Genomic DNA, 15,337 nt, shown 5'->3' with positions numbered 1-15,337 from the left:
ATGAATAACATTGAAACGTATTATCCCGTTACTCCTTTGCAGCAGGGACTCATTTTCCACAGTTTGTTGGAACCAGAGTCCGGAGCCTATATCGTACAGATGGGGTTGAAGCTGCAAGGTCCCTTGAACATTCCGTTATTCGAACAGGCATGGCAATGCCTCGTAGACAGACACGCTATTTTTCGCACCAGGTTTATTGGCGGGAAAGTAAAAGAATACGTCCAGGTTGTCTTGAAAGAGCTGAAGGTTTCCCTGGTGGAACATGACATTATTCATCTTTCTTCTTCCGAACAAGAAGCGTTTCTTCATACCTTTACCAAAGATGATCGCAAACGTGGTTTCAATATCGAAGAAGCACCATTGATGAGATTAAATCTGTTCCGTTTGAATAGGAATACCTTTCAATTCTCGTGGACTTTGCACCACGTACTGATAGACGGGTGGAGTATGCCGTTAGTCTTCGGGGAAGTGTTTGCGGCGTACAACATGCTCTGCAATGGGCAGCCTGTACAACTTCCTCCGGTTAAATCTTACCGTGACTACATCGTCTGGCTGAAAAAGCAGGACTTGAAGCAAGCGGAGGCGTTTTGGCGCACGTATCTACAAGGCTTTACGGAAACCACGCCACTTTCATTCGGTCGAGCTTATAAAAACCCGTACCTTGATCAGAAAAATTATCGGGAGCTAGATCTGACCGTTTCCGAGCCAATCTCCAAATCATTACAGACATTGGCCCGTCAACATCGCCTGACGGTCAACACGATTGTGCAAGGCGCATGGGCACTGCTGTTGAATCGCTACAGTGGACAGGACGATATTATTTTTGGTGCCACTGTATCCGGACGTCCTGCCGATTTGCCTGGAGTCGAGACGATGATTGGTCTGTTTATTAATACACTCCCTGTCCGCGTGGAGGTAAAAGCAGAGGAGAGCGTTATCAATTGGCTCAAATCTCTGCAACAACAGCAAGCCGACTTCCGCCAGTACGAATATACCCCACTGGTGGAAATTCAAGGCTGGAGCGACTTGCCGCGTGGACAATCCCTGTTTGAGAGTATTCTCGTCTTTGAAAATACTCCTGTCGGTAATTCTAGTGGCGGTAGTGGAGAGAGTGAGCTTTCGATCGTGGATGTACATGCCGAGGAGCAAACCAATTATCCATTTACTCTGGTTGCGGCTTCAGGCAAAACAATCGACATCAAAGTCAAATTTGATGAAAGTCAGTTTGAGCTCCCATCTATTGAGCGAGTTCTTGATCAGCTTCATTCACTACTAATCTCTATCGCCAAAAACGCCAAGCAACGGATTGCCGACCTTTCTATGATCAGCGAAAACGAACGTGAACAGGTTCTCGTTCAGTGGAACCAGACGGCGGAGGAATATCCGAGCGGCCTGTGCGTTCATCAGGCGTTTGAACAACAAGTGGAGAAATCACCAGATGCGATTGCCGTTACCTTTAAAAACGTAGAGCTCACCTACAAGGAACTAAACGAGCGAGCAAACCAACTGGCCCATCAGCTCGTAAGCAAAGGGGTAAAACCGGATACACTCGTAGGCATATGCGTACATCGTTCCCCTGAAATGATCATCGGTATTCTCGGCGTCTTAAAATCAGGAGCTGCCTACGTACCGATTGACCCGGCTTACCCGCAAGAACGCATCGCCTATATGATCGAAGATTCACAAACAAATGTGTTGCTGACCCAGCAATCTCTCATGGACATCTTGCCAGCAACACAGGCGAATGTCATATGTTTAGACGGCAATCCTTTAATAAATGAACCTATCGCCAACGTTGCTTGCAATGTTACAGAACATAACCTTGCCTACGTTATCTATACCTCTGGTTCAACAGGACAGCCAAAAGGGGTAATGGTCGAGCACCACAGTGTGATAAACATGGCTCATGCCTTGATCCATGCTTTTGATATTCAGCCAACCAGTCGTGTTCTGCAATTTACCTCGTTTAGCTTCGACGTATCGGTGTCCGAGATGGTTATGGCCTTACTCGCTGGTGCGACGCTGGTCATCGAGGATCGAGAGTCCCTTTTGCCAGGCCCTGAGCTGATCCAGGTTTTGCAAGAACAACGCATTACCACCGTATCCATGGTTTCTTCCGTACTGGCAGCACTACCTGAAGCAGACCTGCCTGACCTTTGCACCTTGATTGTAGGCGGAGAAGCTCCGAGCCGTGAACTTGTGGCACGCTATGCGACGAATCGCCAGTTCTTCAACTGCTACGGTCCAACGGAAGCAACGGTCTGCTCCACTATGATGCGTTGCGAGGCTGGAATGAGTAATCCGCCTATCGGTCGGCCAATTGCCAACGCGACGATGTACGTTCTGGATGCTAACAGGCAGCCCGTGCCTATCGGTGTACCAGGTGAACTGTATATCGGAGGAAAAGGTTTGGCTCGCGGCTACTGGAATCGTCCAGAACAAACAGAAGAGCGCTTTATCACCCATCCGTTCGGCAAAGAAGGAGAGCTACTCTATCGGACTGGCGACCTGGTTCGCTATCTGGAAGACGGCAACCTCGAATTCCTTGGACGTATGGATGATCAAGTCAAAATTCGCGGTTTCCGCATTGAATTGGGGGAAATTGAAAATTCACTCAGACAGCATTCTGCCGTCCATGAAGCTGTGGTCATCGTCCGTGAAGAAAAAGCGGGAGGCAAACGCTTGGCCGCATATCTGGTAGCAACGGGAAACAAGCCAACCGCCGAGGAGCTCGTTCTTTTCCTGAAAGAATCGTTGCCTGAATACATGATACCAGCTGGCTTTGTATGGCTAGAGACGATTCCGCTCACGGTTAATGGAAAAGTAGATCGACGAGCACTACCAGTACCAGATTGGGGACAACTTTCCACGCAGCGTAATTATGTTGCCCCCCGTACTCCTACAGAGGAGCTTGTAGCCAACATCTGGTCGCAGGTTCTCTCGGTGGAACGAATCGGTAGCTACGACGATTTCTTTGAGCTTGGAGGCCATTCTCTTTTGGCTACGCAAACCATCTCTCGCTTAAAAGAAGCGTTTAGCATAGATTTACCGCTCCGTGCCTTATTCGAATATTCAACAGTCAACAGACTCAGTGAATTGATTGTATCCATGAACGAGGACAATTCTGGACTTTCCAGCATTCCGCTCGTACCAGTTTCACGTGATCGACATTTGCCGCTTTCCTTTGCACAGCAGCGCTTATGGTTCTTTGACCGCTTGATGCCAAACAGTGCGCTCTACAACATCCCAACTGCTGTTCGTTTGCAAGGAGAGCTTAACATTGAAGCGCTAGAGCAAAGCTTGCAGATGATTATCTGCCGTCACGAGAGCTTGCGTACAACGTTCTCCGATATCAACGGGGAAGCCGTTCAGGTGATTCATCCAGAGATTGATTGGAAACTGAGCAGAATGGATATACGAGAGCTGCCAGAAGATAGACGAGACGACGAAGGACAACGCTTGACCAAAGAAGATGCGAATAAGCCGTTTGACCTCGTCACAGGACCGCTCATGCGTGCGACGATTATTCAAACAGGAGAGCAGGATTTCATCTTCCTGCTGAACGTACACCATATCATCGCCGATGGTTGGTCAGCGGGTGTTTTACTCAGTGAATTATTTACCTGCTATCAGGCATTTAGCAAATCAGAAGTACCGCAACTAACCAACCTGCCTATACAATACGCAGATTATGCGGCATGGCAGCGCGAATGGCTTACAGGAGACGTTTTGGAAAAACAACTGTCCTACTGGCGTGCAAAGCTGGGTGCAGCAGAACCGCTTCTCGCCTTGCCGACAGATCGTCCTCGTCCTGCTGTACAGTCCTACGAAGGAAGCAGCATCACACTGATGTTTGACAAGGAATTGATGACGGATCTGCTTTCCTTGAGCAAACGCGAAGGTACGACGTTGTTTATGACGCTGCTCGCCGCATTCCAAGTATTTCTGTATCGATATACAGGACAAGACGACATCCTCGTCGGTACTCCTGTAGCAGGACGCAGTCACCAAGAGACAGAAGGATTAATTGGATTTTTCATCAACACATTGGCCATGCGAACAGATTTGTCAGGCGACCCTAGTTTTAGAGAGGTACTTAGTCGTGTGCGGGAAACAGCCTTGGGAGCCTATTCTCATCAAGATCTACCCTTTGAAAAGCTCGTAGACGAGCTGCAATTAGAGCGCAGTCTCAGCTATTCACCATTGTTCCAAGTGATGTTCGTTCTGCAAAATATTCCGGTTCAGGTAGAAGCCCTTGAAGGGATTCGCATTTTGCCACCAAAAGGGAATCAACAGGTAGAGACAACCAAGTTTGATCTCACCTTGACGATGGCAGAGACGGTAGAGGGTCTGTCCGCTACATTCGAGTACAACACATCACTATTTAATCAGAACACAGTAGAACGAATGATCGAACACTTTACCCAGCTGCTCAAAGCCGTTGCTGCCAACGCAAATCAAGACATCACCGCTCTACAACTGATGGGGGAGACGGAGCAGCAGCAGGTAGTATCTGAATGGAACAACACCGTAGTTGCTTACTCCAAGGATCTTTGCGTGCATGAACTGGTGGATCAGCTCGCTCATGAAATGCCAGACCGGCCGGCTGTTCTCACACGCGACCAATCTATTACCTACGCGGAATTGAATGCCAAAGCGAATCAACTGGCGCATTATCTGCAGAAACAGGGAATTGGTCAGGAAAATCTGGTAGGGATCTGCGTTGAGCGCTCTATCGAGATGCTGATCGGTCAACTGGCAATCATGAAAGCTGGCGGTGCCTACGTACCAATGGACCCAGCATATCCCAAGGATCGTCTCGCCTTCATGATGCAGGATGCAGGTATGTCGATTGTACTTACACAAGCCAGACTCGCAGAAAAACTCCCTGCGGGTACGAGCCAATTGATTTGCCTAGACTCAGACTGGGACTCGATCTCCCAAGAAAATACGACGACTCCAATGAACTTGACTACGACGAACCAGCTTGCTTACGTCATCTATACATCTGGGTCGACAGGTACGCCAAAAGGGGTTGAGATCGAGCACGCCGCGCTTCTCAATCTAATTTCTTGGCATCAACGCGTATATAATGTCACGTCCGCAGATCGTGCGTCGCAGATCTCCGGGACGGCATTTGATGCATCTGTATGGGAAATTTGGCCTTATTTGACAAAAGGAGCCACACTTTATTTGCCAGAAGAGGAAATCCGTCTTGTACCGGAAAAACTCCGTGATTGGATCATCCATTCTGAGATCACCATCAGCTTTTTGCCAACGCCTTTAACAGAGAGCTTGCTGGCTCTAAATTGGCCGAGCCATACCAAGCTTCGTTACATGCTGACAGGAGGAGACAAGCTCCATCACTATCCAAGTGCGAATCTGCCGTTTACCCTGATGAACCAATACGGTCCAACCGAAAACGCAGTTGTTGCCACAGCTGGTATCGTTCCGATAGGGACTGGACAAAGCTTTGCACCATCCATTGGACGTCCTATTGACAACGTGCAAGTCTATATTCTCGATGCGCGTATGCAGCCAGTACCCGTAGGAGTCACTGGTGAGCTATTCATTGGTGGAAGTTCCTTGGCGCGCGGCTACCTGAACCGTCCCGAACTGACACAAGAGCGCTTTGTCACTCATCCTTTTAGTGAAATAGAAGGAGCACGTCTCTACCGTACAGGGGATTTGGTGCGCTACCTGGAGGACAGCAACATTGAGTTCATTGGTCGTGCAGATGATCAGACGAGTATTCGTGGATTCCGCGTCGAACTGGGGGAAGTAGAAACAGCCATTCTCGCTCACCCTGCGGTAAAAGAAGCAGTGGTCACTGTCTGCACGGATCATCAAGGAACGAAGCGTCTTGCTTCCTACCTGGTTTTAGAAGCGGACACGGAGATTGCCACAAGTGACATCCGCAAAGCGCTAAAGGAAGTACTGCCTGATTACATGGTTCCTGCGTTTTTCATCCCGTTAGATTATCTGCCGCTCACACCAAATGGAAAGGTAGATCGCAAAAATTTGCCTGCACCTGATTTCAATCGTCCTGAGTTGGAAGGACAATTTGTCTCACCAACTACGGAGAAGGAGCAACACCTTGCCGCTATATGGAAAGAAGTTCTCGGTATTGACCAAATTGGAATACACGATAATTTCTTCGAGCTAGGCGGTGATTCGATTCTCAGTATCCAGATTGTGTCACGTGCCAATCAATCAGGTCTAAGGCTCACACCGAAGCAATTATTCGAATACCAAACCATCGCTGAATTAGCAGAGGTCGTAGAGGAAAAAGAAACGATCCTTGCTGAACAAGGTCCTATTATCGGCGAATTGCCACTCTTGCCGATTCAGAAGTGGTTCTTCCAGCTTCCGTTGAAGAACAGACATCACTGGAATCAATCCGTGCTGCTCTCCATCCAGGCAGGCATTGATCAGGAAGCACTGAAACAAGCGGTAGGGCACTTACTCCTTCAGCACGATGCTTTACGCATGCGCTATACACAGACAGAGTTCGGCTGGAAGCAAGAGATGGATGCGCCAAGTGATACGATTCCATTCCGGATCGAAAATCTGTCCCACCTTACACCAGATGAGCAATTCAAGGCCATCGAAAAGATTGCAGATGAGACGCAGGGAAGTCTGAATTTGTTTGAAGGGCATGTGGTTCAGTCCATTTATTTCGATTTGGGTCAAGATCAACCCAATCGTTTGTTGATCGTCGCTCACCACTTAGTCATAGACGGGGTATCGTGGCGCATCATTCTCGAGGACTTGCAAAACGCCTACCAACAAATTGCCGCAGGGCAAGAGGTGAAACTACCAGCGAAAACTACCTCCTACAAAGAATGGGCAGTTGAACTGGAGCACTACGCGAATTCAGATGCTTTGCAAAACGAAAAAAAATACTGGATGAGCAAATCCTCTGTCGATTCAGCACAACTACCTGTGGACGTGACAAATGATGGGGAGAATACAGAAGCAACAACAAAGTCCGTCAGCGCTACATTGACCAGCGAAGAAACCAAAGCACTCCTGCAAAACGTACCGCAGGCATACCGCACTCAGATCAATGACGTCCTGCTAACCGCTTTGGCGAAGTCACTTACTAGATGGACGGGTAATCGATCTGTGTTCGTAAACGTAGAAGGGCATGGCCGTGAAGAATTGTCAGAGAGAATCGATTTGTCCCGTACCATCGGCTGGTTCACCAGCATGTATCCGGTGCACCTTCAATGGGACGAAACATTCTCCGTAGGAAAAGCACTTTTGACGACCAAAGAAGAATTGCGTGCGATCCCAAACAAAGGGCTTGGTTACGGCGTTCTTCGTTACCTCCATGCGGATCAGAATATTGTTGATGAAATTTCCCATATTCAAGCACAAGTGCTGTTCAACTACATGGGCAAAATCGATCAGATTGTCGATGGCGATTCCTTATTTGGTTGGGCACCTGAGTCCAGCGGTTCCAACCTTAGCCCGGCCGCTGGGCGACACCACCTGATCGACGTAAATGGTGTCGTTGCAGGGGAACAACTGCATGTGACTTGGCGATACAGTGAGAAGATTCATCTAGAGAGCACGATTACAGCAGTCGCGAAGGACTTTATGGATGCGCTTCGTGAGATTATTGCCCATTGTGCGACAGAGGAAGCTGGCGGTTACTCACCATCCGATTTTCCTCTGGCAGAATTGGAGCAGAAGAACATCGACAAGCACATCGGTTCTGACCGACATATCGAGGATATCTATACACTTTCACCGCTCCAACAGGGGATGCTGTTCCACTCCCTGTATGCAAGCGACAGCGGGGATTACGTCGTTCAATTTGCCATTCATTTCAAGAACCTGAATGTGTCGGTATTCGAGCAAGCATGGCAAAAAGTTATGGACCGCCATTCCATTCTGAGAACGTACTTCATCTGGGAAGGTCTGAATCAAGCACATCAAATTGTCCGCAAAGAGGTAAACGTATCTCTTTGTCAGGAAGATTGGCGCCATTTGCATTCGGATGTACAGGATGAGATGTTTACCGCTTTTCTAGAGGAAGACCGTAGACGAAGCTTCGATATTACACATGCACCTTTGTCACGATGGGTTGTCTTCCGAACAGGAGAAGAAAGTTATCGCTTCGTTTGGAGCTTCCATCACGTTCTACTTGATGGTTGGAGCGTTCCTTTGGTACTGAATGAACTGTTTGCCTATTATGCCTCGATCAGCGAAGGGCAAGAAGTTAAGCTTGGACATCCTCAGCCGTTTTCCCAGTACATTGCTTGGTTGAAACGTCAGGATATGCAGGAAGCCAAGCGATTCTGGGTAAACCAACTAAAAGGCTTCCACGAACCAACCACCTTGGGAATGAGCAAAACAGTAGTCACTGCGGGACCGAAGCAATACTCAGAGAAGAGCATCCTCTTAACAGAAGAAACAAGCGAGCATTTGCAAAAATTCGTACGCGAACACCAGTTAACACTCAATACCTTGGTACAAGCGGCGTGGGGCTGGATTCTGGGAAGCTACAGCGGGGAAGAGGAAGTCATTTTTGGGGCAACAGGTTCAGGTCGTCCGGCAGACCTCTCCAATGTTGAGACGATCGTAGGCTCCTTCATCAATACCTTACCTGTACGGATATCATTGCAGACGAACGCGACCATGCTAGAGTGGCTGAGAGACTTGCAGCACAGACAGCTAGAGATACGCCAATATGAATACACTCCGCTGTTCGACATCCAAGGATGGAGCGAACTGCCGCGTGGATCTGCACTGTTTGAATCGATACTCGTATTTGAGAACTATCCGGCTGTACAAGCAGCAGGGCAAGAAACAGACGAGTCCAATTCAGCTTTGCCCAGTGTTTCTTTGGAAATTCACGACGTAGCAGCCGTCGAACAAACGAATTATCCACTTACCTTGGTGGCAGCACCAGGCAAACAAGTGGCCATCAAACTCAAGTATGAACAAAACCGTTTTGATGACGTGATGATCGACCGGGTCTTGAGCCAAATTACCCAACTCATGGTCACTATGAGCAAGTCCCCGGAGATGCTTCTGAGTGACGTGACTTTGATAGACGATATCGAGCGCGAGCAGGTACTCATCGAGTGGAATCGCACGGAGAAGGAGTATCCACGCGATCTTTGCATCCATGAAGCATTTGAACAACAAGTCGCGAAAACTCCTGAAAACATTGCACTTGAGTATAACCAACAAGCCTTAACGTATGCGGAGCTGAACCAAAAAGCCAACCAGATAGCACATCTGCTTCTCGCACAAGGAGTTCAGCCTGATACGACTGTTGCCATCTGCGTGGAGCGCTCCATGGAAATGATCATTGGCATTCTTGGTGTGTTAAAAGCGGGAGCAGCCTATGTACCGGTTGACCCAGCTCATCCCGAAGAAAGAATGACCTTCATGCTGGAAGATTCACAAGCAGCTGTGGTGCTGACACAAGCGAGACTTGCCGAGCCATTCACAAAAACGAACGCGAACGTCATCTGCCTGGATGAAGAATTGTTCTACGAGCAGATGTCCGTAGAAAACGCACAAAGCGATGTCGTATCAACCAATCTCGCCTATGTCATCTACACATCCGGTACCACTGGATTGCCGAAAGGGGTAGCTGTTGAGCATCGCAGTGTGATGAATATGGTGCAGGCTTACATGAATTACTTCGAAATAAACGAATCCAGCCGTATCCTCCAATTTACGTCATTTGGCTTCGACGTTTCCATTTCCGAGATTCTACAGGCTCTGCTCTCTGGAGGAACGTTAGTCATCGAAGATCGTGAGTCTCTGTTACCAGGTCCAGACCTCGTTCGCACCCTTCGTGAACGTCGCATCACCAAGGTATCGATGGCATCTTCGGTACTCGCGTCACTACCTGTTGAAGAGTACCCGGATCTGGTCTGCCTTGAGGTCGGAGGAGACGCATGCAGCCGTGAACTGGTTGCCCACTATGCAAAAGGACGAAAATTTTATAACTGCTACGGACCGACGGAAGCAACAGTTGGTACGGTCATCGCTCTTTTAACGGATGCTGACGATGCCCTGACTATTGGTCGTCCATTCCCGAATACCAAGCTGTACGTGTTAGATCGAAATCTTCAGCCAGTCCCTATCGGTGTTCCGGGAGAGCTGTACATTGGTGGCGAGAGTCTTTCGCGTGGTTATTGGAATCGTCCAGAGCTTACAGCAGAGCGTTTTATTCCGAATCCATTCGGTCAACCGGGAGAACGACTTTATCGAACAGGCGACCTCGTTCGTTATCTGCCAGATGGCAACGTGGACTACATCGGTCGTGTCGACGATCAGGTAAAAATCCGTGGGTTCCGTATCGAGTTAGGTGAAATTGCAGAGGCATTGAGACAACATGAGGCAATCAAAGAAGCAGTCGTTATTGCGCGAGAAGCTCGACCTGGTGACAAACGATTGGTAGCCTATCTGACCAATGCTTTGGAGCAGGAGACGTCCATAGACGAAATCAAGCTCTGGCTCAAAGAGAAACTTCCCGAGTACATGATCCCGTCGCATTTCATGTGGCTTCCGGAAATCCGACTTACGGTCAACGGAAAAATTGACCGCAAAGCATTACCTACGCCAGATTGGGGCCAGCTAACAGCCGTATATGTCGCGCCACGTACCCCAGTAGAAGAAATGGTCGCCAACGTCTTTACTGAAATCCTCTCCATAGAGAAAGTGGGCGTACATGACAACTTTTTCGAATTAGGCGGACACTCCCTGCTCGCAACGCAGACCGTTTCTCGCCTGCGGGAAATCTTTGGGGTAGAGTTGCAAATTCGTACGTTGTTTGAATACCCAACAGTCGAAGGGCTTAGTGAACAGCTGGTTATGCTCACCAAGCAAACATCCATCAAGATGGCTCCACCGATTGTGAAAGTATCTCGCAAAGAACCGCTCCCATTGTCATTTACCCAGCAGCGTTTGTGGTTCCTGGAGCAGTTCACGGAAGGAAGCTCAGTCAACAATATTCCATCCTTCCTACGTATCCAAGGGGACCTCAACATATTCGCGTGGGAAGAAAGCTTGAAAGCCATCATACAGCGTCACGAGAGCTTGCGTACTCGCTTTGAGGTTCGTGACGGACGACCTGTTCAAGTGATTCACCCTGAGGACGGTTGGGTAATGAACCAAACAGATCTGCGGGCTTTGGATCCAGCGAAACGAGAAGCAGAAGTCAAACGCCTTGCCGAGCAGGCCACACTCCAGCCATTTGACCTAACCAAAGGTCCGTTGCTCCGTGCAAATCTGGTTCAGCTCGACGAAAAAGACTTTGTGTTCCTGTTCGTGATGCACCACATTGCTGCAGACGGTTGGTCGATGGGAATTTTGATGAGCGAATTAATGACCAATTACAAAGCGTTTAGTCAAGGAGTGGCATCGCCATTTACGGAATTGCCGATCCAATATGCAGATTTTGCCGTCTGGCAGCGTGAATGGTTAAGTGGAGAGGTTCTTGATGGACAGCTCGAGTACTGGAGAGAAAAACTCAAGGGCAGCGAACCATTACTGCAACTGCCAACAGATCGACCGCGGCCACCTGTACAGACATACGAAGGAGAGAAGCTCTCCATTCAGTTTGGAGCCGACCTCTTGGAAGAATTGCGTAATCTGAGCGGAAAAGAAACGACGACACTCTTCATGACATTGGTTGCAGCCTTCCAAACTCTGTTGTACCGCTATACGAATCAAGAAGATATTCTCGTCGGTACTCCGATTGCGGGACGTAACAAACAAGAGACGGAGCAGTTGATCGGTTACTTCATCAATACACTCGTTTTACGCACAGATATGTCAGGTCAACCAAGCTTCCGCGAATTGCTTGCACGCGTTCGTGAAACAGCCCTGGGAGCTTATGCACACCAAGACGTACCGTTTGAAAAATTGTTAGATGAACTGCAGCTGGAGCGTAGCATGAGCTACTCGCCACTATTCCAGGTGATGTTTATTCTGCAAAACATCCCGATGCAGATAGATCCTGTTCATGATATTCAAATGAGCAGCTTTGACGTCGGCGCGGAAGCCGTGACCTCGAAGTTCGATTTGACGGTGACCATGTTGGAGACATCAGACGGTCTCATCGCAACCTTGGAGTACAACAAGGCGTTGTTTGATCACAGTACGATCATTCGAATGTTTGATCATTTCCACAAGCTTCTGGAAGAAATCATTGCCAACCCGGATCAGTCAATCACCTTGCTACCGCTCATGCGTGAGGAAGAGGAACAACGACTCATTACCGAATGGAATCGTACAGAAGCGCCATACCCGAAAGAAAAATGCGTGTATGAAATGATTGAGGACATGGTGGCGAAAGCCCCGGACAACATCGCTCTCATCGTAGGAGATCAAACGACTACCTACAGGGAGTTGAACAGACAAGCGAACCAGCTGGCTCATTATTTACGCAAGCAAGGAGTAGGACCCGAAGTGCTCGTCGGTGTCTGCACACAGCGGACAACCGAGATGATGATTGGACTTTTGGCCATTATGAAAGCTGGTGGGGCCTATGTGCCAATCGACCCAAGCTACCCAGCAGATCGCATTGCCTACATCATCGAACATTCACAGGTTCCAGTCCTATTAACGCAAGAAAATCTGCTGTCAACTCTGCCTGAGCACCACGCCAAAGTGATCTGCCTAGATAATGATTGGGAAGCAGTTGCCGACGAAAGCGAGGAGAACCCGACCAAGCTTGGGAATTCCGACAATTTGATCTATGTCATCTACACGTCCGGTTCTACAGGCAATCCAAAAGGAGTAGCACTCGAGCATCGCAGCGTCAGTTACTTCCTATCGTGGGCACACGACACGTTTACACCAGAAGAGATGAGCGGCGTACTGTTCTCCACGTCAATCTGCTTTGACTTGTCTGTCTATGAAATGTTCGCAACACTGACCATGGGTGGCAAAGTTATCATGGCGGAAAATGCATTACAATTGCCAGCCTTGCCAGCAGCCAATCAGGTGACACTGATCAATACCGTCCCGTCCGCAGCGATGGAGCTGGTGCGTATGAAAGGTATTCCAGCGTCGGTTCGCGTCATGAACCTATGCGGCGAGCCACTTTCTAACAAGCTGGCGCAGGAATTGTATACCTTTGAAAACGTAGAAAAAGTCTTTAATCTCTACGGACCGACAGAGGACACCGTTTACTCTACGCACTCCATCGTGAAAAAAGGAGCCATTAGCGAACCACTGATCGGACGACCGCAGTTCAATACGCAAGTATTTGTATTAGATAGCCATCGTAAACCAGTGCCAGTAGGGGTGCCGGGAGAATTGTACCTCAGTGGATCAGGCTTAGCACGTGGCTATCTCCACCGCCCCGATCTGACCATGGAACGCTTTGTGCAAAATCCGTTCCGTGAGCCAGGGGAGAGAATGTACCGGACTGGAGATCTCGTACGGTACTTACCAGATGGGAATCTTCAGTTTATGGGACGTGTTGATTACCAGGTCAAAATCCGCGGCTACCGTATCGAGTTGGGAGAAATCGAATCTGTTCTGAGACACCACCCTGAAGTCAAGGAAGTCGTGCTAGTCGCTCGTGAAGACAGAGAAGGAGACAAACGTCTAGTTGCGTACATCGTGTTCGAAGAGAATCACACAAGTACGTCTCATGACTTGAACCACTTCCTGACTGACAAGCTTCCAGCCTATATGATCCCGCAACACTTTATGATCATGGAGAGCTTACCGAAGACGCCAAACGGTAAACTGGATCGCAAAGCGCTACCGAAGCCAGAATACGACAGGTCGGAATCAGGCGTCGAATACAAAGCGCCGCAAACGCCAGTCGAGATCATGTTGCATACCCACTGGGCCGCCGTGCTGGAAATGGACAAAATCGGAGTTCACGACAACTTCTTTGAGGTTGGTGGTCACTCATTGCTCGCTACCCAGCTTATCTTCAAGATTCGCGAAGAGCTACAGCTTGAGGTACCGCTGCGAATCCTGTTCGAGACCCCGACTATTGCGGGTATGGCCAAGACCATCGAGGAAATTCTCAAACACGGTCTTTCTGCTGTTTCCCATGACATCGACGCAAAGGATCTCAAGGATGAAGTCGTACTCGATCCAGCGATTCAGCCTGAACATCCGTACAAGGGTGATCCAAGCCAGTTCCAAGCGGCATTGTTGACAGGAGCCACTGGTTTCCTTGGTGCTTTCTTGTTGCGTGACCTGCTACAGATGACAGACGCTGACATTTACTGCCTCGTTCGAGCTTCTGACGAAGAGGAAGGAATGGCACGACTACGCAAAACATTAGAGCTATATGAGTTATGGAATGAGGAGCAGGCGCATCGGATTGTTCCTGTAATCGGTGATCTGGCACAGCCACGACTCAATCTGACCGACGATCAGTTTTCCGAGCTGGCTGAGAAAGTGGATGTGGTCTATCACAACGGTGCTCTCGTTAACTTTGTCTATCCGTACGCAGCTCTGAAGAAAGCAAACGTAAAAGGGACTGAGGAAATCCTCCGCCTTGCTGCTGCCAAAAAGACCAAGCCTGTGCATTTCGTCTCAACGATTTTTACGTTTGCATCCGAAGAAACAGAAGAATCTATGGCCTTCCGCGAAGAGGACATGCCAGAGAACAGTCGCGTTCTCACTTCCGGTTATACACAGAGCAAGTGGGTAGCCGAGCATCTCGTCAATCTCGCACGCGAACGCGGCATTCCAGCGGCGATATACCGTTGCGGCCGGATGACTGGGGACAGCGAAACAGGAGCATGCCAGAAGGACGACCTGATGTGGAGAATTGCAGCAGGGATTATAGATCTAGGCAAAGCTCCTGACATGAGCGGCGATCTGGACATGATGCCAGTTGATTTTGCAAGTAAAGGAATCGTTCATCTCTCCATGACAGAACAGAGCTTGAGCGAAAACTTCCACTTGCTCAACCCGAACTCAACCGATTACGAAGACCTGATTTCAGCGATTGAAAACAGAGGATTTGTTTTGGATCGAGTCACCATGGATGAGTGGATTGAAGCGGTGCAAGAAGATACGAAAGAAAAAGGCAACGAGGCCAATTCAGCCGCTCCACTCGGCAACCTGTTCACAGACGGCCACACTAGCAGAGGAAGTGTAGTCTATGTAGGCAATAAAACGACTCGATTGCTGCGCCAAAACGACATTGAATGCGCGGAAATCGACGAAGAAGTTTTTGGTAAAGTCCTTGATTACTTTATCAGAAGCGGCCAACTAAAATTACCGGAACAAGCTTTACAATAAAAAAATGAAAGCCCATCCGTCACCTCATTTCATGGCGGCGGGTGGGAAAATTATCAAAATAATGATAAACTTTATAATAACT

The 15,337-nt window shown here is 48.7% G+C and carries 1 protein-coding gene; it reads left to right on the top strand.

All coding sequences use genetic code 11. The features are described from left to right. Complete coding sequence (gene lgrD / locus HP399_RS31015; RefSeq protein WP_173619273.1) at nucleotides 1-15,255, top strand: linear gramicidin non-ribosomal peptide synthetase LgrD; 15,255 nt, start codon at nucleotides 1-3, stop codon at nucleotides 15,253-15,255. Nucleotides 15,256-15,337: the final 82 nt, after the last annotated feature.

The sequence above is a fragment of the Brevibacillus sp. DP1.3A genome, from assembly GCF_013284245.2.
Classification (GTDB): domain Bacteria; phylum Bacillota; class Bacilli; order Brevibacillales; family Brevibacillaceae; genus Brevibacillus.
Note: the sequence above shows the minus strand (reverse complement) of the source record. Positions and strands in the feature narration are given on the sequence as shown.